This window comes from Amycolatopsis sp. NPDC003865, assembly GCF_053605345.1.
On record NZ_JBSGJA010000006.1, the window covers coordinates 117,074 to 141,130 of the forward strand.

The window sequence follows — 24,057 nt, forward strand, 5'->3', positions numbered from 1 at the left end:
TGCGGGTGTCCGGGCGCCGGACCTGGCAAGATCACCGCCGTGGTCAAAGGGGCGGGGGTCGGCAGGCCCAGGGCGAGCGGCGCGGCGGCGAACCGGCCGGACGCGCGCCAGGCGGTGCTCGACGCCGCGGGCGAGCTGTTCACGGACGCCGGCTACGCGGCGACGACGACGCGCGCGATCGCCGAACGCGCGGGCCTGCGCCAGGCGTCGCTCTACTACCACTTCCCGGCCAAGGAGGACATCCTCGCGGCGCTGCTGGCCGAGACGGTCCGGCCGTCGCTGGACCTCGCGGCCCGCCTCGTCGCGGGCCCGGCCCCGGCCGCGGTCCGGTTGTGGGCGCTGGCGTACGCCGACATCGGCCTGCTCGGCGGCGCCCGCCACAACCTGGGCGCGCTGTACCTGCTGCCGGAGGTCTCCTCGCCCAACCTGGCCCGCTTCCGCGCGGAGCGGGCGGAGCTGAAGGCGGCTTACGGAAGCCTGGTGGCGGCGGCGGGGGTCGCGCCGGAGGCGGTGGCGATCCGGACCGACCTGGTGTTCGGGCTGGTGGAGAGCATCGCGGTGATCCGCCGCGACGACCCGGAGCTGGACGTCGAAGCCCACGTGCGCGAGGGGGCCGACGGGGTGGTCCGGCTGGTGGGCCTGCCGGAGCCGACGGACGAGCTGCGCGCCGAGGCGCACGCGCTGCTGGCGACGCTCGCCGGTTAGTGCAGGACGCCCTGCGGGGGATGCGCGGGGCGGCCGATGAGCAGGTCGCTGATGATCCGCGACAGCTCCCGCATGGTGCGTGTGCCCAGCTGGATCGACTGGGCGCCGACGCGCAACGGCCGGATCGCCGCTCGCAGGGGGGCGTTGATGGCTTCGAGCGGGCGGATCTGGGTGAGGAACTCGGTGATCCGGAGGTCCAGTTGCAGCAGGCCGTTGAGCATCTCGACGAACTCGTCGTACTCCCGGTGGGCCCGGTCGAACAGCTCCGGGGTCATGTGCGAGTCCATCAGGCGCATGTACGAGCGGATCGTCGAGTCGGTTTCGGCGACGGTGGCTTCGAAATCGGTGCCGACCTGCTGGATGGTGACCGCCATCGGCTTGATCGTGTCGGCGGCCCGCACCACCCGCGCCTTGATGGCGTCGGGGGCCATGCCGGCCACGTCGCCGGTCACCTGGCGCATTTCGTCGGCCAGGTCGTCCAGCGACCGGCTGATCGCGTCGAACTGCCGTTCCAGCAGTTCCCCGATCTTGGTGAGGTTTTCGTTGTATTCCGGCAAGCCCGGTCCGTCTTTTTCGGGGGCGAACCCCTCGAGCAGCAGCTGATCGCATTTCTTGAGCTTTTCCAGCGTCGCTTCCGCGGAGCGGATCGCCTTGATCAACCGGTCGGCGACCAGGTCCATGGTCCGCCGCCATTCCGCGGTTCCGGCACCGGCGAGCACGGCCTGCTTGATGTCGACGTACTGGAGCTTTTCGATGATCCGGATGTTGGCGTCGTCGCTCTGGTCGGTGATGAGCTCGTGCCCCAGCACGATCAGCGGCAGGATCAGCTGGGTCAGGCCGAGCTCGTTCGCCTTGGCGTAGAAGGCGGTCAGCTCCTCCCGGCAGGCGCTGCTCTCGTAGAAGTAGTTCATCGAGATGGCCGGGATGAACACCATCGCGGCGTTGAGCCCGTCCTGGATCTTCGTCCGCCAGTCCTCGCCCCACCCGATGCTCTCGCGGTCCACGAACACTTCGATCTTGCGGCCGTGCGCGGACGCGCAGAACTTTTCCAGGGAGCTTTTGAGCGGTGTGACGAAATTGAGAAAACTGTCATCTTCGTGGGTGAAGCTGAGAAAGCACTGCACGGCTGGCTGATCGGACACGAAATCGGTCATCGAGCTACCTTCGGCGGTGTCGCGGCATTGCGCGGCGCAGCATAGGGCAGCCGAAGAGCCGGCGTGGACGGATTTCGCGGTGCCGCCGGAACTGTCCGGGAATTGTCCGGTCAGGAAGCCGTCGTCTGCAGCGCCTTGCTCAGCGCCGTCACCGTCAGCTCGATCTGCCACGGCCGGGCCCCGCCCGCGCGGAGCACCGCGGCCACCGACTCCTCGTCGGTCTCCGACGGCGGGCGCCAGCACGTGCGCCGCACGAGATCCGGCAGCAGCAGGTTCTCCACCGGCAGCCGGCGGTCCTCCGCGATCGCCGCCAGTCCCGCCCGGGCCGCCGACAGCCGGGCCGCCGCGTCCGGGTCCTTGTCCGCCCAGCGGTTCACCGGGGGCGGGCCGTCCGTCGGCTGGGACGGTGACGGCAGCTCGCTCGCCGGCAGCGCCTTGGCCGCCTGCAGGTGCCGCAGCCAGTTCGCCGTGTACTTGCGCTGGACCCGGCCGCTGAACACCGGGAGCGCCTGGAGCTCCTCGACCGTCTTCGGGTCGGCCGTCACCGCGTTGATGATCGCGCTGTCGGGCAGGATGCGGCTCGGGGCGCGGTCGCGCTTGCGGGCCAGCTCGTCGCGGGCCTGCCACAGCTCGCGGACCGCCGCCAGCCCGCGCGGGTTGCGGATCTTGTGCACGCCCGAGGTCCGGCGCCACGGCTCGGCCCGCGGCGCGGGCGGCGGGGCGGTGCGGACGAACTCGAACTCCTGCTGCGCCCACTCGAGCTTGCCCTGGGCGCCCAGCTCCGCCTCCAGCTTTTCGCGCAGCTGGACGAGCAGCTCGACGTCGAGGGCGGCGTAGTTGAGCCAGTCGACCGGCAGCGGCCGCTTCGACCAGTCCGCCGCGCTGTGCCCCTTCTCGAGGGTGTAGCCGAGCAGCAGCTCGACGAGCGTGCCCAGCGCCACGCGTTCGTAGCCCGCCAGCCGGCCGGCCAGCTCGGTGTCGAACAGCGCCGCCGGGTGCAGGTCCAGCTCGGCGAGGCAGGGGAGGTCCTGGGAGGCGGCGTGCAGCACCCACTCCAGGTCGTTGAGGACGTCGCGCAGCGGCTGGAGGTCGTCGGCCAGTGCGATCGGGTCGATCAGCACCGTGCCGGAACCCTCGCGGCGCAGCTGCACGAGGTAGGCCTTGGGCCAGTACCGGTAGCCGGACGCGCGTTCGGTGTCGACGGCGACCGCGCCGGTGCCCGCGGCGAGCTTCGCGCAGGCCTCGGCCAGCGCGATCGGATCGGCGACCACCGGGGGCGTGCCCTCGGCGGGTTCGCGTAGCAGCACAGGGCCGCCCGTGGACTCGATCTCCATCCCGGTGTCCTCGGCCTCTGCACTTCCCATAACCGACGACCCTACGGGACGGGCGTACCGCGCCTGGTCCGCCCGCCCCGCGGGGCTGTTTGCTTGCGTCAGCGGATCACGCCGGCCCGCATGGCCAGCGCCACCATCTGGGCCCGGTCGCCCGTGCCGAGCTTGCGCCCGATCCGGGACAGGTGGGACTTGACGGTGAGAGCGGAGAGCGAAAGCTCTTCGCCGATCTCCTTGTTGGACTGCCCGTCGGCGACCAGCTGGAGCACCTCCACCTCACGAGCGGACAGCTCGCGCGGGGTGTTGTCGGTGCCCGCGACGCGGGTCCCGGTGGCCAGCACCGGAGCCACGCTCGGGTCGGCGTAGACGCCGCCCTCGAGCACGCGCCGCACGCCATCGGTCACGACGACCGGCGACGCGGACTTCAGCAGGTACGCCTGGGCCCCGGCCTGGAAGGCCGAGCGGACCGCGTACGGGTCGTCCGAGGATGCGAGTACCACCACGCGCGGCCAGCCGTGGCTACGGAGTTCCGTAACCAGCTCGATGCCGCTGCCGTCCGGCAGTCCGAGATCGAGGATCGCCAGGTCACAAGGCCCGGTGGCCTGTGCTCGCGCCCTCGCCTCGGCCACCGTGGCGGCTTCGTGGACGGTCCCCGCACCCATCTGTGCGAGTCTTGCTGCGATTGCCTCCCTCAACAGCGGGTGGTCATCGACCACCAACACGGAAAAAAGCTCTTCCCGCGGGTGCGGAACCATGCTCGCCGGCAAGGCGCCGGCTGGCGTGGATCGGACGGCCTGAGATAAGCCGACGGTAGCCACGTCACTACCTCCCTGGAGTCGGTCGTGCCCCCCGACCGGCACCGGGACCTTCGGCCGTTCAGCCGCGCCAGCTTTAGACCGAAAGTGGTGTCGTCGAAGGCACTGTAGCCGCCCGGAGGCCGTTGCGGGGGGATCGAATGGGTATCTATCTCAAACGAACAGTCACTCAGTGGGTTCGTAGTAACACGATCGGGCTAGTACACGGCCGGTTGTTAACGGATAGCCCAGCGAACACGATGCAAAGAAGTTACCGGCGTCCAAATGGCCGTGCAGATGAGGTGTGCAGCTGCCGGTGCGCCTAGTGACCAGGGGCCGGATGGGGGTCTCCGGAGGTCGGAATGTGGCCCCGGCCGGGGCGTGATCAACTCTCCGGCGTGGCTCCGGCGAGCCCCGTGGACCTCTGATCCGGTGACTGTCCGTGGCGTTCGGAGGCGACTTTCGGTCCTTCGCGCCCTTAGTTGATCTTGTTGCGGTGTGTGACGGCGCGGAGTCACGAACGAGGAGACGTGAAACGGCCTCAGAGCCGCGCGGTGGGTGCCGCCGGGTCCGGGTGCCGGGCAGGGCGGGTTCGTCCGTCCGGTGGCGCCGGGGACGGCCGTTCGGGGTGAACGGCGTTCAGTGGACGTGAGATTTGCTCACATGTGGACAAGGGGTTCCTGACGGACCGGGAGGCACGGGCCCGCTGGTGCCGTTTCGTCGCCGAAGATCGCCCGAACGCCGACCCGCGCCCGCCTGGCCGGGTCCGCGCCGGGGCCCCAGACGTTTGAGACCGGGGGAAGAGCGACCGGGGCGTGCGAGCGAGCCGCGGCAGCAGGTGGCGGCACCGCGGCGCCGCGGAGGCGGCAAGGCCGGGGTCAGGAGCTCTGGCGCTGCCCGAAGAGCGTCACGCCGACCGGCGGCAGGCCCACGACGCTCGCCATCACCTGGCAGAACGCCTGCCCGTGCGGCAGCAGCCCCGCGTCGGTCGGGGTCCAGGACGCCCGCAGCTCCAGGTCGTCGGTCCGCGCGGGGCCGGAGATGTCGCCGAAGCGGGCCGAGGACGTTTCCGTCACCGTGCCGCCCAGGGCCGTCCAGCTCGCGCCCGACACCTCCAGCGCGTCGGTCAGCCACGACCAGCCCACCGCCGGCAGGAAAGGATCCGTCGCCAGTTCGCGGTCCAGCTCCGCGCGCACGTACATGACCAGCCGCAGGACGCCGTCCCAGCCCTCCTGGCCGTCCGGGTCGTGCAGCAGGACCAGCCGGCCCGAGGCCAGCACGTCCGCGGGCCCGGACACCTCGCAGCTGACCGCGTACGACCACGGCGCGAGCCGCTGCGGCGGGCGCATCGGCTCCAGCAGCACCTCCCGGCGGGGCCGGACGGACTGCAGCGCCGAAACTGCTTCGCGGAAGAGTTCGGGCACTGGCGTCATCGCGGTCACGCTTCGACTTTAGGGCGGGCACGCCCCGTTGCGGGCGCAGGCGCGCCGATGGAAGCACCGTCCCCGGCTCGTGGCACGATTGACGGCGATGTCTCCGACCACGCCCCTGCCGCAGCAGGCCGCCCCGTCCGGCCGCCGCGAGCTGCCCGAAGCCCCGTTCCTGGCCGCCGCGCGCGGCGAACGCCCGGCCCGCACCCCCGTCTGGTTCATGCGCCAGGCGGGCCGCTCGCTGCCCGAGTACCGCGCGCTGCGCGAGGGCGTGCCGATGCTGGACGCCTGCTTCGACCCCGAGATGCTCGCCGAGATCACGCTGCAGCCGGTGCGACGGCACGGCGTCGACGCGGCCATCCTCTTCAGCGACATCGTCGTGCCGCTGAAGGCCGCGGGTGTCGACATCGACATCGTCCCCGGCACCGGCCCGGTGGTCGCGGCGCCGGTGCGCGACCTCGCCGCCGTCAAGGCGCTGCCCGAGCTGGGCGCCGACCAGGTCGCCAAGGTCGCCGAAGGCGTGCGGCTCCTGGTCGAGCGGCTCGGCGAGACGCCGCTGATCGGCTTCGCCGGCGCGCCGTTCACGCTGGCCAGCTACCTCATCGAGGGCGGCCCGAGCCGCAACCACGAGCACACCAAGGCACTGATGCACTCGGAGCCGGAGGTCTGGCACGAGCTGGCCGGCCGCCTGGCCGACATCGCGCTGACCTTCCTGCGCGCGCAGCTCGACGCCGGCGTCGACGCGGTCCAGCTGTTCGACTCCTGGGCCGGCGCGCTGTCGGAGCGGGACTACCGCCGGTTCGTCCTGCCGCACTCGGCGAAGGTCCTCGAGGGCGTCGCGGAGTACGGCGTGCCGCGCATCCACTTCGGCGTCGGCACCGGCGAGCTCCTGCCCGCGATGCGCGACGCCGGGGCGGACGTCGTCGGCGTCGACTGGCGCATCCCCCTCGACGAAGCCGTGCGGCGCCTCGGTGGACACGCAGTCGTCCAGGGCAACCTCGACCCGGCGCTGCTGCACGCGTCCTGGCCGGTGCTCGAAGCCGAGGTCCGCCGGATCGTCGAAGAGGGGAAGGCGGCCGACGGCCACGTCTTCAACCTGGGCCACGGCGTGCTGCCGGGCGTCGACCCGGACGTGCTGACCCGCGTGGTCGGGCTGGTGCACGAGCTGTGAAGCGGGTCGCGGTCGTCGGCGGGGGTGTTTCCGGGCTGACCGCCGCGTACCGGCTGCGCCGCCTGCTCGGCCCCGATGCCGAGATCACGGTCTTCGAGAAGACGAAGACCCCGGGCGGCAAGCTGCGCACGGCCGAGCTGGCCGGCGTTCCCTACGACGTCGGCGCGGAGGCGTTCCTCGTCCGCCGCCCCGAGATGCTCGCGCTGGTCCGCGAACTGGGCCTCGACGTCGTGAACCCGACGAAGGCCCGCGCGAAGATCCACGCCGGGGGCAGCGTCACCGGCGTGCCGCCCGGCACCGTCATGGGGGTCCCGGCGTCGGCGGAATCGGTGGCCGGGGTGCTGTCGGAGGCGGGGCGGCGCGCCGTCGAGGCCGAGCCGTCACTGCCCGAGCTGCGGTTGCCGAGCGGCGACCTCCCGCTGGGCCCGCTGCTGCGCGAGCGGTTCGGCGACGAGCTCGTCGACCGGCTCGTCGACCCGCTGCTCGGCGGTGTCTACGCGGGTGGTGCGGACGGTCTCGGCCTGCGCGCGACCATGCCGGGCCTGGCCGCGGCGGTGGCCGCGGGCGCCGGTTCGCTGACGGCGGCCGCCAAGGCGCAGCTGCCCGCGAACCCGTCCGCGGCCCCGGTGTTCGGGACGGTCCCGGGCGGCCTGGGCACGGTGATCGACCGGCTGACCGAGCTGTCCGGCGCCGAGCTGCGGACCGGGCTGCCGGTGTGCGACATCGAACGGCACGGACCGGGCTGGCGGCTGCGGATCGGCGCGAACCCGACCGCGCACGCGCCCGCGGACAACACGGTCGAGGCCGACGCGGTGCTGCTCGCGGTGCCGGCGCCCTCGGCCCGGCGGCTGCTCGCCGACCTGGTGCCCGCGGCCTCGGCGGCGTTCGGCGAGGTCGAGCTGGCGTCGATGGCGGTGGTGGCGCTGGCGCTGCCCCCGGGGACGTCACTGCCGGACGCGTCGGGGATCCTCATCGGCCAGGGCGAACGAGACGCTTCGGGTGTGCCGTACGCGGCGAAGGCGTTCACGTTCTCTTCGCGCAAGTGGGCGCACTTCGGCTCCGGGCCGGTGCTGGTCCGCGGTTCGGTGGGCCGGTTCGGCGAGCTGGGCGCGTTGCAGGCCGACGACGTCGAGCTGGTCCGCGTGGTCCGCGACGACCTCGCGCGGCTGACCGGCGTGACGGCGGCGCCGATCGAGACCCTCGTGACGCGCTGGGGCGGCGGGCTGCCGCAGTACGGCACGGGTCACCTGGAGCGCGTCGAGCGGATCGAGAAGGCGGTCGCCGGGGTGCCGGGGCTGGCGGTGGCGGGGGCGACCCTGCACGGCGTCGGGCTGCCGGCGTGCGTGGCGACCGCCGAGGCGGCGGCCCACCGGGTCGCGGCGCACCTTTCCGCGTGAGTGCGCTCACCCGGCCCCGTGGCAGCGTTGCCGGGGCCGCGGTGACAGGATGGAACCATGGCGCGGGTCAACTACAACGAGCTCAACGACACCATCCGCTACACCACCTGGTCGGTCTTCCGGATCGAGCCCGGCCGGCTGGGTGAGGACCGCGGGGCCGCCGGCCGCGAGACGACCGAGTACCTCGACGGTCTCGAGGCCAAGGGGGTCGTCGTCCGGGGTGTCTACGACGTCTCCGCGCTGCGCGCCGACGCCGACTACATGATCTGGTGGCACGCCGAGGAGATCGAGCAGGTGCAGGCCGCCTACTCCGGCTTCCGGCGGACCCCGCTCGGCCGTGCGTCGACGCCGGTCTGGAGCCAGACCGCGCTGCACCGGCCCGCCGAGTTCAACAAGAGCCACATCCCCGCGTTCCTGGCGGGCGAAGAGGCGCGCAAGTACATCTGCGTGTACCCGTTCGTGCGCTCCTACGAGTGGTACCTGCTGCCGGACGCCGACCGCCGCAAGATGCTGGCCGACCACGGCAAGGAAGCCCGCGACTACCCGGACGTGCGCGCCAACACCGTCGCCTCGTTCGCGCTGGGCGATTACGAGTGGATCCTGGCCTTCGAGGCCGACGAGCTGCACCGGATCGTCGACCTGATGCGGCACCTGCGCGGCACCGAGGCGCGGCTGCACGTCCGGGAAGAGATCCCGTTCTACACGGGCACGCGCGTGCCGCCCGCCGAGCTCGTCGCGGCCCTGCCGTAGTGCGCGAGGCAGTGGAGGGCGTCTGGCACGCCCTCACCGAGTCGAAGCCGGGGCCGTTCGAGCTGACCGGCACCGAAGACGTCCTGCCGGGTCCGTACCGGGTCGCGGCGGCGGCGACGGCGTCGATCGCGGCGGCGACGCTGGCCGCCGGCGAGCTGCTCAAGCTGCGCGAGATCGACCCCGGCGTCGTCACGGCGGACACACGGCACGCGGCGGCGGCGTTCCACAGCGAGCAGCTGCTGCGGGTGGACGGCGCCGGCGCGGAGTCGATGTGGGCGCCGCTGTCGGGCAACTACCGCGCGGCCGACGGCTGGGTCCGCCTGCACTGCAACTACCCGCGCCACGAAGCGGCGGTGTGCTGGGGCCTCGGCGTGCCGGGCAGCCGGGACGCGGTCGCGAAGGCGGTCGCCGGGCGGAGCGCGCGCGAGATCGAGCACGCCGTGGTGTCCGCCGGGGGAGCGGCCGCCGAGCTGCGGTCGCCGGAGGACTGGGCGGCGCATCCGCAGGGGCAGGCGGTTTCCTCGCTGCCGCTGGTCTCGTCGGACCTCGTGGGTGACGCTCCCCAGCGGACGTTCTTCTACTCGGACCGGCCGCTGGGCGGGGTCCGGGTGCTGGAGCTGACGCACGTCCTGGCCGGTCCGGTGGCCGGCCGGGTGCTGGCGGCGCACGGCGCCGACGTGCTGCACGTCGGCGCGGCGCACCTGCCGCGGGTCGAGGCGCTGGTGCGGGATACCGGGCAGGGCAAGCGTTCCACGTTCGTGGCCCTGGACACCGAGGGCGGCCGCGCGCGGCTGAAGAAGCTGATCAGCCGCGCGGACGTGCTGGTGCAGTCGTTCCGCCCGGGCGCGCTGGAGCGGATCGGCTTCGGGACCGAAGAGCTGGCCGAGCTGCGTCCCGGGCTGGTGATCGCGGACCTGAGCGCGTACGGCTGGGAAGGACCGTGGGCGCGGCGGCGCGGGTTCGACAGCCTGGTCCAGATGTCGAACGGCATCGCGTTCTCACCGGACGGACCGTCGCCGCTGCCGGTCCAGGCGCTGGACCACGCCACGGGCTGGCTGGCGGCGGCGGCGATCATGACGGCGGTGCGCCGCCAGGTCGAAGACGGCGGGACCCGGCGGGTCCGGCTGTCCCTGGCCGGGACGGGCCGGTGGCTGGACTCCCTGGGCCGCAAGGACCCCGCGGGCGCTTCCGTCGAGTTCGAGGACCTGCTGGAGGAAGCCGAAAGCGGCTACGGCCGGTTGACCCGGGTCCGGATGGCGGGCGGCTTGCCGGGAGCGCAACCGCACTGGGACTTCGGAACGCGGTTGCCGGGAGTCGACAAACCGACCTGGACCCCTTAGCGGCGGCGGGCGCGGCCCGCCCTTCCCGGGGGCTGCCCCCGCATCCATTTTACCGCTGGGGCCCGACAGAATCGCCGCGCCGGCCGCGGTTGTCCACAACGCGGCGGCCCTGTGGACTACCGGCGCCGGAGGCGGGAAACCAGGCCCCGCCGGGGTTTCGGCAGGTGGCCGCCCGCGATCAGCCACGTCACGAACTCGTCCGCGTACGCCCCCGACCGCTCGGTGTCCCGCTTCGGCCGGGCGGCGTTGAACTCCGCGAACAGCGGCCCGAACCGCTCCCCGAGCGCCTCCGCGAGCTCGGGCCGCTGATACGCCAGCACACGCCCGTGCTTGCGCCGCAACACGTTCGCCTCCACCTGCAACCGCGAAGCGTCGAAGCCCGCAGGGGGCGGGCCGGACGCCAGCAGCGCGTGCAGCAGTTCCGCCTGCCGTGCCGCCAGGTCCTCGCGGCTCACACCGTCACCGCCGCGCGCAGGGCCGCCAGCTCCGCGGCCAGCTCGTCGTCGGTCGGGTAGTCGTCGTCGCGTTCCAGGAGCACTCCCGGCGGGTCCGTGCGGCGCCGCAGTTCGGCCAGCAGCTGCAGGACCTCCGGCAGCACCGGGTGCGCGTGCGTGTCGTGGTAAACGCCGTCGCGCTCGACGCCGCCCGCCATGTGCACGTATGCCAGGCGCTCCCACGGGATCCCGTCCAGGAACTTCACCGGGTCCGTGCCGACGTTGCGCGCGTTCGCGTACAGGTTCGCGACGTCGATGATCAGCCGGCAGTCCGTCCGCTCGGTCAGCTCGGTGAGGAACTGCTCCTCGGTCAGCTCGTGGTCCGGCCAGTCCAGCACCGCCGCGATGTTCTCCAGCGCGAACGGGACGTCCACAATGGACTGGGCCAGCCGGACGTTCGCCACCAGCACGTCCAGCGCCTCGCGGGTGCGGGGGAGCGGCATCAGGTGGCCGGAGTCGAGCCCGCCCGCGCGGACGAAGCACACGTGGTCGCTCACCAGCGGCGCGTCGAGGGCCCGCGCGATCTCCGCGAGGTGCTGGACGCGCCCGGTGTCGAGCGGCTCGGCCCCGCCCAGCGACAGCGAAACCGCGTGCGGCAGCACCGGCAGCCCCCGCTTGCGCAACGCCACGAGCGTCTCCGGGAGGTGGTCGGCGTGCAGGTTCTCCGCGACCACCTCCACCCAGTCGACGCCGGGCAGCCGGGCGATCGACAGGTCCAGCTCGTGCCGCCAGCCGATCCCGATGCCGAGCTCACCCACCGCACCCACCTCCGCCGCACGACGAACCACACGACGAGCCGCTGCTGCACGACGAGCTCGAGCACGACGACCCGCTGCTGCACGACGACCCACCGGAGGAACCGCCGCCGCCGAACGACGTCACCGGCGGGGTCAGCGCCGCGCTCAGCTCCTCGTCCGGGTACATCGCCCAGCCGCCGAGCGCGACCGCCGCCGCGGCGCCGCCCAGCAACACGCCGCCCGCCAGCATCCCCGCCGGCAGCGGGCCGCTCGACGCGGCGCGGGCCTGGCCGAGCACCCGGTGTCCCGCGGCCGAGGGCTGCCGCGCCCCGGTCCTGGACCGCCGGACCGCCGCCACGATCGTCAGCACCGCGGCGACCAGCACCAGGAACACCAGGATCCCGACCGGGCGGCCCAGCGAAACGCCGTTGACGAGCCGCACCACGCCGAGCACCAGCACGGCCAGCTGGAGCACGAGCCCGAACGTCCGGGACTGGCGCTTCGCGGACGCCGACGCCAGCAGCCCGCGCTGGTCGAGGCCGTCCTCCAGGGCCCGCATCGCCGCGGAGCCGCGGACGTACGACCGGATCGTCGAGGTCGTCTTCAGCTGCGCCGCGTCGAAGACGGCCTGCTCCAGCGGCTCGGCCGGCCGCGCGCCGGCCTGGCTGATCTGCTTGTAGCTGTTGACGCGCACCTGGCCGCGTTCCACCAGCGCCGCGATCGCCGCGTCGGCGGCCCGGTCGGGGCCGCCCGCGAGGAACGCCAGCTGGTAGACGGTCGGCGGCGGGCCGGGCCGCTCGGTGTTCGCCCGCAGCGCGCGGCTCGCGGCGACCCCGGACACGACGACCCGGACCAGCAGCACGGCGATGAGCAGTGCGATGTAGAGGACCACGAAATCCGGTCCGGAGATGCCCCACGGGTCGTCCATCGCCCGTCTCCCCTCAGTGAGTTGCGGTTACCGTAGCTGTGAGACGCGGCAGGTCGCGTCGGCGTTTCACCCGCCGCAGCCCCCGCCGCCACCCCCTCCGCAGCCGCCGCCCCCGCCACCGCAGGAGCTGCCGCCCCCGCCACCGCACGAGCTGCCGCCCCAGTAACCGACGGCGACGCCGCCCCCGGCCCCGGCGAAGCGGGTGCGGCGGCTGTGCGCCCGCGCGGCCGAGCGCCGCTCGGCAGCGGCGGCCTGGGTGGCCGCCTGGCGGATGTCCTTGTCGGGGTGGCCGCCGAGCCCGTGCGCCGCGACGGTCGCGGCGGGACCGGTCGTGACCGTGCGAGCCGCTTCGGCGGCCGCCTTGCCGGCGGCGGTGGCCTCGGCGGCCGGCGGGTTGCGGGCCTTGACGGTGACGGCGATCGCGACGACGGTACCCACGACCAGCAGACCCAGCAGGATCCCGACCGGGTGCCCGGTGCTCGCCCCGGCGATCAGCCGGACCGCGCCGAAGACCAGCACGAGCCAGTACGCCACCGCGGTGGCGACCCAGGTCGAGCGCACCTTCCGCGGGTCGGTGACCAGCCCGCGGCCGATCAGCTCGGTCTCGAGCTCGAGGGCGGTTTTGTGCGCGGCGGCGGCGTCGCAGACCCGCTCGACCGAGGAGCCGTGCTTGCCGATCCGGCTCAGCGCTTCGCGGCCCACGGCGTCGGTCGCGCTGCCCTTGACGCGGCTCAGCCGGCCGTTGCCCGCCAGCCGGACGATCTGCTGGTCCAGCAGGTTCGCGACGACGTACTCGCCGAAGCGCCGCCGGCCGCCGGTCAGCACCGCCAGCTCTTCGGGCCCGGCCGGGACGCTGCCGGCGCGGCCCCGCCGCAAGAACCGGAGCCGGATCGCGGCGGCCAGTGCCGGCAGGAGCAGCAGCCCCAGGTAGAGACCCGCGAACGCCGGTCCGGGAATGCCCCAGGTGTCGGTCATGAGTCCGCCCTCCCTCGTCCGTGTGCGGAGACTACGTTCGAGGGAGGGCGGCGGGTTGCTCGCTTAAGGAGGATTTAGGACTCCGGCACCAACTTCAGCGAAATCGAGTTGATGCAGTACCGCTGGTCGGTCGGGGTCGGGTAGCCCTCGCCCTCGAAGACGTGCCCGAGGTGGCTGTGGCAGGAGCCGCAGAGCACCTCGATCCGCTTCATGCCCATCGTGCGGTCCTCGCGCAGCAGCACGGCGTCGGAGTCGGCCGGGTCGAAGAACGACGGCCAGCCGCAGTGGCTCTCGAACTTCGTGTCGCTGCGGAAGAGCTCGGCACCGCACGCGCGGCACTCGTAGACGCCGGTCGTCTTGGTGTCGGTGTACTCGCCGGTGAAGGGCCGTTCGGTCCCCGCCTGGCGGAGCACGGCGTACTCGTCGGGGCTGAGCTGCGCCCGCCACTCCTGCTCGGACTTCACGACGCGCGGGGTCGCGCCGACAACGGGTTTCATACCTTTCACCCGGTCCACGTTACGCCGCGAGCCACGCGAGGGCGTGCACGACGATGTCCCATGCGGCCACGATCACGCCGAGCACGATGAGCACGACGATGAGGGCCGACACCCAGTAGCGCAGCCCGCCGAGGCGGTTGCTCGAGTCGGCGAAGTCGGCCACGCCGTCCAGCGCGGCCTCGATGGTGTAGTTGGGCCCGCAGCGCTCGATCCGGTCGAGGTGCTCGGCGAACGCGCGCGCCTCGGGGTCGTACGGGTCCAGGCCGACCAGGTCCTCGTGGAAGCGAGGATTCTGGCCCGGCAGCGCAGCTCCGTCGTCGGCCATGCCTCCACGGTAGGCCATCGGTGCCCGCGAACCCACCAGCGGCGCGTTAAGTCTCAGTAGCCGGAGTTCGAGGCACCGATCATGGTGTTGGCGTCGATCAGGGTCTGGCCGTTGACGTTGACCATCCGGTAGCCCGGGCGACCGCCCGCGACGTTCACGTTCATGACCAGCGAGCCGTCGGCGTTGGTCCCGCCCGAGTCGGCGTGGGCCTTCGAGACGGCGCCGATCTCGCTCTTGTGATCGGCCCAGTAGGCCTGGTAGGCGGCCTGGTCGCCGTAGACCTGCTGCGCGGCCGGGGTGAGCATGTCCCAGTGCGCGGCGGGGTCACCGAAGTAGGCGATGATCTGCTGGCCGGCGGCGCTGAAGTTGCTGACCGGGGTGTCGCTCTTGGTCTTGCCGAGGCCCGCCGGTGCGGCGGTCGAGCTGCTCTTGCCGGTGGTCTCGGGCGAACTCTGGCCCGACGTGGGCTGGTTGCCCGGCGACTGGGCGTTCGTGCTGCCGCCCGTGCCGCCGCCTCCGGAGTTCAGCACGAGGAAGACGATGACCGCGACCACCACGACCGCGGCGCCGCCCCCGGCCAGCAGCGCGTACTTGCGCTTGTTGTCCGGCTTCGGGGCGTTCGACGAGTACTGGGGCGCCCTGGCCGTCGGCGCGGCCGCGGGCATCGGTCTCGGCGGGGTGTTCGGCGGCGCCGCCGGCGAGCGCATCGGCATGAACGCCGCGGTCGGGCGCGGCGGGTTCGACGCCGCCTTGTTCGCGGGCACCGGCGTGCCGACCGGCGGCGACGACGGCGCCTTCTGGTCCGTGCGCTGCCACGGCGGGCGCTCGCCGCTCTCGGCGGCCGCGGCGGGCTTGCGGCCCGAGCCACCCGACAGCAGCGGCGGAGACGCCGACATGCCGCCCGGCTCGGTGCGGGCCAGCGCGGCCAGCCGCTCGCGCGCCTCGGCCATGCTGGGCCGTTCGCCCGGCTCGCTGCGCAGCAGGCTCATCAGCAGCGCGGTGGCCGCGCCCGCCTGCACCGGCGGGTTGATCTGGCCGTTCGCGGCCGCGTAGAGCAGTGCGAGCTGGTTGGTCGTGTTGCCGTACGGCGTGGTGCCCTCGATCGCCTGGTAGAGGGTCGCGCCGAGGGCGAAGACGTCGGAGCTGGGCACCGGGTCGGCGCCGCGGGCCAGCTCGGGCGCCAGGTAGGCGGGGGTGCCGCCGATCAGGCCGGTGGCGGTGAGCGTCATGTCGCCCGCCGCGCGCGAGATGCCGAAGTCGGTGATCTTCGCGGTGCCGGTCTCGTCGATGAGGATGTTGCCCGGCTTGACGTCGCGGTGCACGATCCCGGCGCGGTGCGCGGCCACCAGCGCGGACGCGACCTGCTCGCCGATCCGGGCGACGCGGCCGAGCGGGAGCGTGCCCTCCTCGGCGAGGATCGTGGAGAGACTGGGCCCGTCGAGGTACTCCATCACCAGGCACGGGTCGCCGTTGTGCTCGGCGATGTCGAACACGACGATCGCGTTCGGGTGCTGGAACCGGGCCGCGTTCTTCGCCTCGCGCATGGCGCGCTGGCGCATGTTGTCGCGTTCGGTCTCGGAGACGCCCGGCTGCGGGAGGATCTGCTTGATCGCGACGGTGCGCTCGAGGCGCACGTCAGTGGCGCGCCACACGACTCCCATGGCACCGCTACCAATGTGCTCGACGAGGCGGTAGTGCCCCGCGATCAGCTGACCGGTGTCGATGGCGGCTGCTCCTGACGAAATTCCCGGTGATGGTGGCCCTGCTCAGCGCGTTTACGCTTCGCGCACCCGATCGAGTGTAGCGGTCGGCTCTGTGCTGTTCGCGTCAGCCAGCAGGTCCGGCGGGCCCGGTTCGGCCGGTGCCCGCTTCTTGAACACCGTGACCAGCCCGATCGCCCCGGCCAGCGCGAACACGCCATAGCAGGCGAGCAGCGCGGGCGGCGTGTCGCCGGTCAGGGCGTCGCCGAGGACGACCACGGCGACGGTGCCGGGCACGCTCCCGAGCAGCGTACCGGCCAGGTACGGGGCGAGCCGCACCGAGGACACGCCGCAGAGGTAGCTGAAGGGGGCGAAGGGCACGACCGGGATCAGCCGCAGGGACGTGATCGCGAGCACGCCGCCGCCGGAGAGCCGGTCGTTGACCGTCCGCACGGCCGACCGGTGCAGGTGGCGGGTGACCAGGTCCCGCCCGAGCAGCCGGGCCAGCCCGAAGGACAGGCCGGCCGCGACGGTGGTGGCGACCAGGCCGATGGCGATCCCGGCGGTGGTGCCGACCAGCAGGCCGGCGGCGAGGTTGAAGACGGTGCGCGGGATCGGCGCGACGGTGAGCAGCGCGTAGGCGGCGAAGAGCACGAGCGGGGTGGCGGGCCCGGTGGCGGCGGCCCAGGCGCGCAGCTCGGCCGGACCGGGGATCGGCAGCAGCACCGCGGCGGCCGCGAAGAGGGCGACGACGGCGAGCGCGACGATCAGCTTGGTGCGGCCGGACACCCGCTTCAGCCTACAGACGCACTTTCACGTGAAAGTGCCCACCTGCGGCCGGACCTTTCACGTGAAAGTGCCGGCCGCAGGTGGGCGCCGCGGTGGGCGATCACCGCTAGCGTGGCCGCATGCCCAAGCACGGTGACCCGGTCGAGTACGAGGTGGGCGGGCGCACCGTCCGCGTCTCGAGCCCGGACAAGGTGTACTTCCCCCAGCGCGGCATCACCAAGCGGCAGGTCGTCGAGCACTACATCACGGTCGGCGCGCCGCTGCTGCGCGCGATCGGCGAACGGCCGACGACGCTGAAGCGGTACGTCGACGGCGTCGAGGGCGAGTGGTTCTACGCCAAGCGCGTGCCCAAAGGCGCCCCCGAGTGGCTGGAGACGGCCGAGATCACCTTCCCCTCGGGCCGCACGGCGGCCGAGGTGTGCCCGACCGAGCCCGCGGTGTTCGCGTGGGCGGCCAACCTGGGGACGTTCGACTTCCACCCCTGGCCGGTCCGCCGCCCCGACGTCGACCACCCGGACGAGCTGCGCGTCGACGTCGACCCGCCGGACCGGGCCGGCTTCGCCGACGCGGTCGAAGTGGCGCTGGTGGTCCGCGAGGTGCTGGCGGACGCGGGGCTGACGGGCTACCCGAAGACGTCCGGCGGGCGCGGGGTCCACGTGCTGGTCCGCATCCGGCCGGAGTGGGACTTCGTGGCGGTCCGCCACGCGGTGATCGCGCTGGGCCGCGAGGTCGCCCGGCGCATCCCGGAGAAGGCGACGATCGCGTGGTGGAAGGAGGAGCGCGGCGGCCGCGTGTTCCTGGACTACAACCAGGCGGCGCGCGACCGGACGGTGGCGTCGAGCTGGTCGGTCCGCGGCACCCCGCGGGCGACGGTGTCGACGCCGCTGACGTGGGACCTGCTGCCCGAGGTCGACGCGGACGACTTCGACGTGCTGACGATCCCGGCGTTCCTCACCGAGCACGGCGACCTGCACGCGGGGATGGACGCCGAGGCGTTCGGGCTGGAGACGGCGCTGGAGTGGTACGAGCGGGACCTGCGCGACCACGGGCTGGGGGACATGCCCTACCCGCCGGACTACCCGAAGATGCCGGGGGAGCCCAAGCGGGTCCAGCCCAGCAAGGCGCGGCCGGAGGCCTGAGCGCGGCTGTGCCCGGTGCCACAGGGGTGCCGAGGGCCACGCTTTCGCGCGAAAAAACGGTCGGAGCGGACCCGAAAAGCACGCGGTGGAAAACGGGGAGTGATCACCCCGCTGCCCGCTGTCGCCTTTCGGGTCACAAATGTCGTACAGCGTCCTCGGTGGTCTCGACCACCGGCACGATCGGCGTAACGTGCGGTCCCGAATCGACGATCCTCCGGCGACAAGTCCAGGGGCGAGTTCTAGGGAGGCCCTTCGTGGACGACCTGATCGCATTCCTCGCCGCGCGCGTCGGCGCGCGGCAGGCGTTGATCATGCAGGCCGTCAACAAGGCGAAGGCCGGCGAGACGATGAACCGCGGGGAGACCAAGGTCGCCGTCGAGCAGAAGATCCGCGGGATGACCGACCTCGAGCTCGACGTCGTCAACCAGATGATCAACGAGATCGAGGCCACGCGGCGGATCCTGCTCGCCCACCGCACCACCGTGTCGGAGAAGGTGCCCGGGTTTCCGCTCTACGGCAGCGAATACTGGTGTGAGACCTGCCACGTGCCCGCCGACGAGGCCGGCTCCAACTGGTGCCTCACGCTGCGCCTGCTGGCCCTGCCCTACGCCGACCACCCGGAGTACAGCGAGCGCTGGCGGCCCTGACGGGAATCCCGCCGCACGCCGGGCGTTGCACCCCGCGTGAGGCTTTCCGTGCTCGATCGCTCGCCTGTGCGCCGCGACGGCGGGACCGCGCGAGCGCTGCGGGACACCGTCGCCTTCGCCGCCGACGTCGAACGGCTGGGCTACCACCGGTTCTGGGTTTCCGAGCACCACGGCGTGCCCGGGGTCGCCGGGTCCGCGCCGACCGTCCTGGCCGCCGCCGTCGCGGGGGCCACCAGCCGGATCCGCGTCGGCACCGGGGGTGTCATGCTGCCGAACCACCGGCCGCTGGTCGTCGCCGAGCAGTTCGGGGTGCTGGAAGCGCTGTACCCGGGCCGGATCGACATGGGCCTGGGCCGCTCGGTCGGCTTCACCGCCGGCGTCCGCGAGGCACTCGGCCACGGCAAGGAAGCGGCCGACGGTTTCGGGGCGCAGGTGCGGGAGCTGCTCGGGTTCTTCGCCGGCGAGCACCCCGGCGTGCACGCCTACCCGGCCGAAGGGCTGCGCGTACCGCCGTTCCTGCTGGCCACCGGGTCCGGCGCCGACCTCGCCGCCGAGCTCGGGCTGCCGCTGGTCATCGCACCCGTCCGCGGTGAACGCGCCCTCACCGAAGCCGTGACGCGCTACCGGGACGGCTTCCGGCCGAGCCGGTGGGCGCGCGAGCCGTACGTCGTGGTGTCCTCGGCGATCGCTGTGGCGGACTCGGCCGCCGACGCGCGGCGCCTGCTCGTCTCCGAGGCCTGGGCGACGGTGTATTCGCGCTCCCACGGCGTCTTCCCGCCGCTGTCGCCGCCGTCGGAAGTCCTCGCGCTGCCGATGACCGACCGCGAGCGCAGGCGCCTCGAAGAGACTCTGGACGGCCAGATTTCCGGTACCGCGGCCGAAGTCGAGGACCGCGTCGGCGCAGTGATCGACGCCGCGGGTGCGGACGAGGTTTTGGTGACGACGGCCGCCTACGACCAATCCGCGCGGCTCGATTCCCTCGCCCGGCTGGCCGATCTTCCCGTCCTTGTGTGAGCCGATTTCCCCATATCCTGATATCGCGTCGGAGAATTACCGCTGGCGCAATTCCCCGCCCCGGCGCTACGGTTTCCGGCGTGACTGCCGGGTCGGCCTCGAGCCGTGAGCAGACGGGGTACCCGGCTGTGCCGTGACCTCCGGGCGGGCCCGTGGCCCGCCGCCTCCCGCACGTCTTCCGTCATCGGAACGTGCGCGGGAAGGAGGTGAATCGCATGTCCCAGTGGCAAGAGTTCGTCGCGGCCCACGCCGAGGGCGGGGTCCTCGACGGTGTCGTGGTGCGGGCGCTGCCGTTCGGCGCGTTCGTCGAGGTCGCTCCCGAGGTGCACGGCCTGCTCGTGACCGATCGGGTGCCCGAGACGGGCAGCCGGGTGACGGTCCGCATCGAAGCCATCGACGTGGAACGCCGCCGGTTCAGCCTGGTCCGGGCGTGATGTGAGCCGGTTCGGGGCCGGGCGCCCGGCCCCGAACCCGCTCGGCGATCTCCCCGGCCACCTCGGCCGCGGACCTGCCGCCGGTGGCCCCGAACCGCCGGAGTCCTCGATCCGCCGCCACAGCTCGGCCGGCTCGGCGTGCGGGCCGAAGTGCGCCACGCCGGGGGCGGGGCCTCGGCGGTGTCGTGGTGCGGGCGCTGCCGTTCGGCGCGTTCGTCGAGGTCGCTCCCGAGGTGCACGGCCTGCTCGTGACCGATCGGGTGCCTGGGACGGGCAGCCGGGTGGGGCAGGGCGCGCTGCCTCAGCCGAGCACGAACGGCAGCCGCGCGGCCAGGTCGCCCAGCTGCGCCGTCTCGGCCTCCGTCGGCGCGCGGCGGCCCGTCGCCACCAGCAGCACGTCCGTGTCGGAGAACGACGCCGGGAACCGCGCGCCGGTGATCTTCTCCAGCATCTCGCGCGAGCGGGCCAGCCCTTCCGCGGGCGGCGGGGTGGCTCCCGGGACGTGGGCGATCAGGTCCAGGTGGTGCAGTGTCCACTCGAGGGCGTAGACCAAGAGGAAGTCCGCCACCGTCAGCACCATGTCCTGGGTGCTCACCGCGAGGCCGGGGTCGGCCAGCTCCCCGGCGCGGCCGGCGGCCGCGCCGACGTCGGCCAGGTGCGCCCGCAGCAGCTCCGGGTCCCCGTACGCCGCCGCCAGGCGGACGGTCACCGCGTCCCCCGGGTCTTCGCCGGTCGGCGGCTCGTCCGTGACCGTCCAGTACGTGATCGCGTCGTGGGTCGGTGCGGTGCCGGCGGGCGTGACCAGGGTGATCAGCACGTCCTGGGCGTTGACGATCAGGTGGCACACCAGGTCGCGGACCAGCCAGCCCTGGCAGCCGGACGGGCGGGAGAAGTCTTCGGCGGACAGGTCGGCGACCGCGGCGTGCAGCGCCGCCCAGGTACGGGTGAAGAGGAGCACGAGGCCAAGCTAACAGCGCACGCCAGCCCTTTTCAGAGGCGCAGTTGCAGCTGGGTGAGGATCCGCTGGGCGGGGTCGTCGAAGTCCACTCCGGACACTTCGGCCGCCCGCCGGACGCGGTAGCGGACGGTGTTCGGGTGGATGTTGAGCACCCGGGCCGCCGCGCGGACGTCGCCGAACGCGTCGAGCCAGGCCAGGACCGCCGGCACCAGGATCCCGCCGTGCTCGGTGTCGTGCTCCACGAGCGAGACCAGCCGCGGGTCGCGGATGCGGGGCTGGGAACCGAGGAACGCCAGCACCTCCGACAGCAGGACTTCGGCGCGGACGTCGGCCAGGGAGGCGACGTCGGCGGCCCAGTGCCCGCGGGCCATCGCCGCCAGCACGCGGTCGGCGTCACCGCGCGACGCCGCCGCGTCGGACAACCGGGGCACGACCCCGCCGAGCGCCGCCCGCACCGGGACGTCCAGGTGGCGGCGCGCGGTTCCGGTGATTTCCCGCGCCAGCGCCAGCACCGCCGCGTCGGAGTGCTCCGGCAGGTCGGGCAGCAGCGCGTAGACGCGGCCGCCGATCACGCTCACCAGCGCGCTGCGCCGGTAGGCCGCCGTGTGCACGGCGATCAGGTGCACCAGCTCGGCGCGCCGCAGCTGCCGGTTGTCCGACCGCTCCAGCGAAAACGCCAGCACCTGCGCCGGGCGCGCGGGGTCCGCGCCGATGTCGTCCGCGACGGACTCCGCGTCCAGCCGCCCCTCCAGCAGGCTCGCGAGCAGGTCCTCCCGCAGCCGCAGCTCGGGGCTCGGCAGCGTGCGGGCGCGGATCAGCTGCGGCGCCAGGGCGCGGCTGGCGCCGAGCAGGGCCGTCTCGGCGCGTTCGGTGAGGGGCTGCGCGCCCTCCTGGACCCAGATCGTGCCGAGCGGCTGCTTGCCCGCGTGGATGCCGGCCGCGATCCGGCGGCGGATGCCCAGCTCGGGGCGCTCGTCGATCCGGACGATCCCCTCGCCGGCCCGCAGCCGCTGGTAGACGCCCCATTCGCGCAGCATCGCGAGGTAGCGCTCCGGGCCTTCGCGGCCGAGGATCGACAGCCGCCTCAGCTCGTCGACCTCGTCGCCCGCCCGCGAATACGCCAGGACGCGGTTGGCGGTGTCCTCGATGCTGACCAGCCCGCCGGTGAGCGTCGCGATGGTCTGGGCCAGCGCGAACAGGTCGCCGAGGACTTCGCCGCTGGCCGCTTCGCCGCCCGCGCGGGCCGCTTCGACGACCCCGCGGGCCAGGGATTCCACTTGCTCCCAGCGCGCTTCCGCGCCGACCGTCAGCAGCGCGACGCCCGCGTCGGCGGCGATGTCGGCGCCGGTCGCCCCCTTGACCGCCACCGCGGCCGCGCCGCCGCGCCCGGCCGCGCGGATCGCCGGGGCCGCCGCCCGGCCGCGTGCGCCGATCACCAGCACCAGGTCGCCGGGGGAGGCCTCCAAGGGGTCCTCGGGATCGAGGATCACGACGTCGGAGACCGGCACGCCCAGGCCGTGCGGGGCCACGACGACCTCGACGAGCGGCTCGCCGAGCGTCGCCAGGACGTGGCGCAGCGAGGTCATCGCGGGGTTATCCGATCGGCCAAGATCATACGAGCGATTTTAGCCGTTCGAACAAGCCGCGACGACGTGTCCGGAGTTACCGTTCGGGGCATCAAAGACGTGGAGCGCAGCAGAGGAGCCGCCGTGGACGCCGTGACCCAGACCCCCGCCCCGAAGAACGAGCCGGTGCTCACCTACGCGCCGGGCAGCGCTGAGCGCGCCGAACTCGAGGGTGCGCTCAAGCGGCTGGGCCAGGCGGAACCGGTCGACCTGACGGTCACCGTCGGCGGCGAGCAGCGCCCCGGCGGCGGCGAGAAGATCGACGTCGTCCAGCCGCACAACCACCGGCACGTCCTGGGCACCATCCACAGCGCGACCCAGCAGGACGCCACCGACGCCATCGCCGCGGCCGCGAAGGCCGCTCCGGAATGGCGCGCGCTGTCCTACGACGACCGCGCCGCCATCCTGCTGCGCGCCGCCGACCTGCTCACCGGCAAGTGGCGCGCCACCCTCAACGCCGCCACCATGCTCGGCCAGTCCAAGACCGCGACCCAGGCCGAGATCGACTCCGCCTGCGAGCTCGCCGACTTCTGGCGCTTCAACGTCGAGTTCGGCCGCCGCGTCCTGACCGAGCAGCCGGTCAGCTCGCCGGGCGTGTGGAACCGGATGGAGCACCGCCCCCTGGAAGGCTTCGTCTACGCGATCACGCCGTTCAACTTCACCGCGATCGCCGGCAACCTGCCGACCGCACCCGCGCTGATGGGCAACACCGTGGTGTGGAAGCCGTCGCCGACGCAGTCGTTCGCCGCGCACCTGACCATGCGCCTGCTCGAAGAGGCCGGCATGCCGCCGGGCGTCATCAACCTGCTGCCGGGCGACGGCAAGGCCGTTTCCGAGGTCGCCCTGACCCACCGCGACCTGGCCGGCATCCACTTCACCGGCTCGACCGCCACGTTCCAGCACCTGTGGGCCACGGTCGGCGCGAACATCGCGGGCTACCGCTCGTACCCGCGGCTGGTCGGCGAGACCGGCGGCAAGGACTTCGTGCTCGCGCACCCGTCGGCCGACGTCGACGTCCTGCGCACCGCGCTGGTCCGCGGCGCCTTCGAGTACCAGGGCCAGAAGTGCTCCGCCGCTTCGCGCGCGTACATCCCGCGCAGCGTCTGGACGAAGCTGAAGGACGGCCTGGTTTCCGAAACCGAGGCGCTGTCCTACGGCGACGTCACCGACCTGTCGCACTTCGGCGGCGCGGTCATCGACGCCCGGGCGTTCGCGAAGCACACCGACCTCTTCGAGAGCGTGCAGAACGACGCCTCGGTCGAGGTGCTGACCGGGGGCACCGCCGACGACAGCGTCGGGTACTTCGTCAAGCCGACGATCCTCGTCTCGGACAACCCGAAGCACGAGATCTTCTCGACCGAGTACTTCGGGCCGATCCTGTCGGTGCACGTCTACGAGGACGGCGACTTCGACGCCGTGCTCAAGCTCGTGGACGAGACGGCGGCCTACGCGCTGACCGGCGCGATCATCGCCGACGACCGCGCGGCCGTGGCGAAGGCGTCCGAGGCGCTGCGGTTCGCCGCGGGCAACTTCTACGTCAACGACAAGCCGACCGGCGCCGTCGTCGGCCAGCAGCCGTTCGGCGGCGCGCGGGCCTCGGGCACCAACGACAAGGCCGGGTCGATCTTCAACCTCCAGCGCTGGACCAGCCCGCGCTCGATCAAGGAGACGTTCGTGCCGCCGACCAGCGTCCGTTACCCGCACCAGGGCTGAGGAGGTCCGT

At 73.0% G+C, this 24,057-nt stretch carries 24 protein-coding genes; 10 read left to right on the forward strand and 14 right to left on the reverse strand.

The genetic code is table 11. From position 1 onward, the window contains the following. Positions 1-39 precede the first annotated feature (39 nt). Positions 40-705, forward strand: coding sequence for a TetR/AcrR family transcriptional regulator (locus tag ACWEVP_RS16550; protein ID WP_452063402.1), 666 nt, complete (start codon positions 40-42; stop codon positions 703-705). Here the strand turns inward: ACWEVP_RS16550 and ACWEVP_RS16555 are convergent. From ACWEVP_RS16555 to ACWEVP_RS16570, 4 genes are all read right to left on the reverse strand, one after another. Beyond that, complete coding sequence (locus ACWEVP_RS16555; protein WP_452063638.1) at positions 702-1,859, reverse strand: toll/interleukin-1 receptor domain-containing protein; 1,158 nt, start codon at positions 1,857-1,859, stop codon at positions 702-704. The genes ACWEVP_RS16550 and ACWEVP_RS16555 overlap by 4 nt on opposite strands. Before the next feature lie 110 nt (positions 1,860-1,969). Beyond that, positions 1,970-3,193, reverse strand: coding sequence for an HRDC domain-containing protein (locus ACWEVP_RS16560; RefSeq protein ID WP_452063639.1), 1,224 nt, complete (start codon positions 3,191-3,193; stop codon positions 1,970-1,972). Between the two features lie 98 nt (positions 3,194-3,291). Next, complete coding sequence (locus tag ACWEVP_RS16565; protein WP_033291604.1) at positions 3,292-4,008, reverse strand: response regulator transcription factor; 717 nt, start codon at positions 4,006-4,008, stop codon at positions 3,292-3,294. A gap of 854 nt (positions 4,009-4,862) precedes the next feature. Further along, positions 4,863-5,426, reverse strand: coding sequence for a DUF3000 domain-containing protein (locus ACWEVP_RS16570; protein ID WP_452063403.1), 564 nt, complete (start codon positions 5,424-5,426; stop codon positions 4,863-4,865). Positions 5,427-5,514: 88 nt separating this feature from the next. Here ACWEVP_RS16570 and hemE point away from each other — a divergent pair, with 88 nt between their 5' ends. The 4 genes from hemE to ACWEVP_RS16590 are packed head-to-tail and all read left to right on the forward strand — an operon-like array spanning position 5,515 to position 10,072. Further along, positions 5,515-6,585, forward strand: a complete 1,071-nt coding sequence (gene hemE, locus ACWEVP_RS16575; protein ID WP_452063404.1) for a uroporphyrinogen decarboxylase — start codon at positions 5,515-5,517, stop codon at positions 6,583-6,585. Continuing rightward, positions 6,582-7,982, forward strand: coding sequence for a protoporphyrinogen oxidase (hemG, locus tag ACWEVP_RS16580; RefSeq protein ID WP_452063405.1), 1,401 nt, complete (start codon positions 6,582-6,584; stop codon positions 7,980-7,982). Before hemE ends, hemG begins: the two co-directional genes overlap by 4 nt. 57 nt (positions 7,983-8,039) lie before the next feature. After that, positions 8,040-8,732, forward strand: coding sequence for a hydrogen peroxide-dependent heme synthase (gene hemQ / locus ACWEVP_RS16585; protein ID WP_160697290.1), 693 nt, complete (start codon positions 8,040-8,042; stop codon positions 8,730-8,732). Continuing rightward, on the forward strand, positions 8,732-10,072 hold the full coding sequence (locus ACWEVP_RS16590; protein ID WP_452063406.1) for a CoA transferase: 1,341 nt from the start codon (positions 8,732-8,734) through the stop codon (positions 10,070-10,072). The genes hemQ and ACWEVP_RS16590 overlap by 1 nt, the downstream gene beginning before the upstream one ends. Before the next feature lie 116 nt (positions 10,073-10,188). Here ACWEVP_RS16590 and ACWEVP_RS16595 read toward each other — a convergent pair whose 3' ends face one another. The 8 genes from ACWEVP_RS16595 to ACWEVP_RS16630 all read right to left on the reverse strand — a co-directional run bounded on the left by ACWEVP_RS16595 (position 10,189) and on the right by ACWEVP_RS16630 (position 16,517). Continuing rightward, a complete protein-coding gene (locus tag ACWEVP_RS16595) occupies positions 10,189-10,527 on the reverse strand; it encodes a hypothetical protein (protein WP_452063407.1) in 339 nt (112 codons plus the stop codon). After that, the gene (locus tag ACWEVP_RS16600; protein WP_452063408.1) at positions 10,524-11,324 is read right to left on the reverse strand and encodes a DUF692 domain-containing protein; all 801 of its coding nucleotides are present in this window, start codon (positions 11,322-11,324) and stop codon (positions 10,524-10,526) included. The genes ACWEVP_RS16595 and ACWEVP_RS16600 overlap by 4 nt, the downstream gene beginning before the upstream one ends. Further along, a complete protein-coding gene (locus tag ACWEVP_RS16605) occupies positions 11,317-12,231 on the reverse strand; it encodes a TIGR04222 domain-containing membrane protein (protein ID WP_452063409.1) in 915 nt (304 codons plus the stop codon). Before ACWEVP_RS16605 ends, ACWEVP_RS16600 begins: the two co-directional genes overlap by 8 nt. A 66-nt stretch (positions 12,232-12,297) precedes the next feature. Further along, positions 12,298-13,206, reverse strand: coding sequence for a TIGR04222 domain-containing membrane protein (locus ACWEVP_RS16610; protein ID WP_452063410.1), 909 nt, complete (start codon positions 13,204-13,206; stop codon positions 12,298-12,300). A 74-nt stretch (positions 13,207-13,280) separates the two neighbouring features. Then, positions 13,281-13,703 carry a peptide-methionine (R)-S-oxide reductase MsrB gene (msrB, locus tag ACWEVP_RS16615; RefSeq protein ID WP_086849491.1) on the reverse strand — a complete coding sequence of 141 codons (423 nt, stop codon included), beginning with the start codon at positions 13,701-13,703 and terminating at the stop codon, positions 13,281-13,283. Positions 13,704-13,722: 19 nt separating this feature from the next. Then, the gene (locus ACWEVP_RS16620; protein ID WP_364446319.1) at positions 13,723-14,028 is read right to left on the reverse strand and encodes a hypothetical protein; all 306 of its coding nucleotides are present in this window, start codon (positions 14,026-14,028) and stop codon (positions 13,723-13,725) included. Between the two features lie 53 nt (positions 14,029-14,081). Continuing rightward, positions 14,082-15,737 carry a serine/threonine-protein kinase gene (locus ACWEVP_RS16625; protein WP_452063640.1) on the reverse strand — a complete coding sequence of 552 codons (1,656 nt, stop codon included), beginning with the start codon at positions 15,735-15,737 and terminating at the stop codon, positions 14,082-14,084. 66 nt (positions 15,738-15,803) lie between these two features. Next, the gene (locus ACWEVP_RS16630; protein WP_452063411.1) at positions 15,804-16,517 is read right to left on the reverse strand and encodes a TVP38/TMEM64 family protein; all 714 of its coding nucleotides are present in this window, start codon (positions 16,515-16,517) and stop codon (positions 15,804-15,806) included. Positions 16,518-16,636: 119 nt separating this feature from the next. Here ACWEVP_RS16630 and ACWEVP_RS16635 point away from each other — a divergent pair, with 119 nt between their 5' ends. The 4 genes from ACWEVP_RS16635 (at position 16,637) to ACWEVP_RS16650 (ending at position 19,751) form a co-directional block, all read left to right on the forward strand. Continuing rightward, positions 16,637-17,656 (forward strand): DNA polymerase domain-containing protein, encoded by a 1,020-nt coding sequence (locus ACWEVP_RS16635; RefSeq protein WP_452063412.1) that lies wholly within the window; start codon positions 16,637-16,639, stop codon positions 17,654-17,656. Between the two features lie 254 nt (positions 17,657-17,910). Further along, the gene (locus tag ACWEVP_RS16640; RefSeq protein WP_452063413.1) at positions 17,911-18,303 is read left to right on the forward strand and encodes a DUF6221 family protein; all 393 of its coding nucleotides are present in this window, start codon (positions 17,911-17,913) and stop codon (positions 18,301-18,303) included. 48 nt (positions 18,304-18,351) lie between these two features. After that, on the forward strand, positions 18,352-19,317 hold the full coding sequence (locus ACWEVP_RS16645) for an LLM class flavin-dependent oxidoreductase (protein ID WP_452063641.1): 966 nt from the start codon (positions 18,352-18,354) through the stop codon (positions 19,315-19,317). Between the two features lie 215 nt (positions 19,318-19,532). Beyond that, a complete protein-coding gene (locus ACWEVP_RS16650; protein ID WP_452063414.1) occupies positions 19,533-19,751 on the forward strand; it encodes a S1 RNA-binding domain-containing protein in 219 nt (72 codons plus the stop codon). Positions 19,752-20,052: 301 nt separating this feature from the next. On the opposite strand, the gene ACWEVP_RS16655 is transcribed toward ACWEVP_RS16650, so the two are convergent. Next, positions 20,053-20,709, reverse strand: coding sequence for a maleylpyruvate isomerase N-terminal domain-containing protein (locus ACWEVP_RS16655; RefSeq protein WP_452063415.1), 657 nt, complete (start codon positions 20,707-20,709; stop codon positions 20,053-20,055). 32 nt (positions 20,710-20,741) lie between these two features. Continuing rightward, entirely contained in the window at positions 20,742-22,295 is a 1,554-nt protein-coding gene (locus ACWEVP_RS16660; protein ID WP_452063416.1) for a PucR family transcriptional regulator, read from the reverse strand. Positions 22,296-22,418: 123 nt separating this feature from the next. Here ACWEVP_RS16660 and pruA point away from each other — a divergent pair, with 123 nt between their 5' ends. Then, positions 22,419-24,047, forward strand: coding sequence for an L-glutamate gamma-semialdehyde dehydrogenase (gene pruA / locus ACWEVP_RS16665; protein ID WP_452063417.1), 1,629 nt, complete (start codon positions 22,419-22,421; stop codon positions 24,045-24,047). Positions 24,048-24,057 lie beyond the last annotated feature (10 nt).

Excerpts from the sequence above, each read along its gene's own strand:
- ACWEVP_RS16555 (WP_452063638.1), bottom strand. The coding sequence starts at position 1,859 with ATGACCGATTTCGTGTCCGATCAGCCAGCCGTGCAGTGCTTTCTCAGC.
- ACWEVP_RS16560 (WP_452063639.1), bottom strand. The coding sequence starts at position 3,193 with ATGGAGATCGAGTCCACGGGCGGCCCTGTGCTGCTACGCGAACCCGCC.
- hemE (WP_452063404.1), top strand. The coding sequence starts at position 5,515 with ATGTCTCCGACCACGCCCCTGCCGCAGCAGGCCGCCCCGTCCGGCCGC.
- hemQ (WP_160697290.1), top strand. The coding sequence starts at position 8,040 with ATGGCGCGGGTCAACTACAACGAGCTCAACGACACCATCCGCTACACC.
- ACWEVP_RS16605 (WP_452063409.1), bottom strand. The coding sequence starts at position 12,231 with ATGGACGACCCGTGGGGCATCTCCGGACCGGATTTCGTGGTCCTCTAC.
- ACWEVP_RS16610 (WP_452063410.1), bottom strand. The coding sequence starts at position 13,206 with ATGACCGACACCTGGGGCATTCCCGGACCGGCGTTCGCGGGTCTCTAC.
- msrB (WP_086849491.1), bottom strand. The coding sequence starts at position 13,703 with ATGAAACCCGTTGTCGGCGCGACCCCGCGCGTCGTGAAGTCCGAGCAG.
- ACWEVP_RS16620 (WP_364446319.1), bottom strand. The coding sequence starts at position 14,028 with ATGGCCGACGACGGAGCTGCGCTGCCGGGCCAGAATCCTCGCTTCCAC.
- ACWEVP_RS16635 (WP_452063412.1), top strand. The coding sequence starts at position 16,637 with ATGCCCAAGCACGGTGACCCGGTCGAGTACGAGGTGGGCGGGCGCACC.
- ACWEVP_RS16650 (WP_452063414.1), top strand. The coding sequence starts at position 19,533 with ATGTCCCAGTGGCAAGAGTTCGTCGCGGCCCACGCCGAGGGCGGGGTC.
- ACWEVP_RS16660 (WP_452063416.1), bottom strand. The coding sequence starts at position 22,295 with ATGACCTCGCTGCGCCACGTCCTGGCGACGCTCGGCGAGCCGCTCGTC.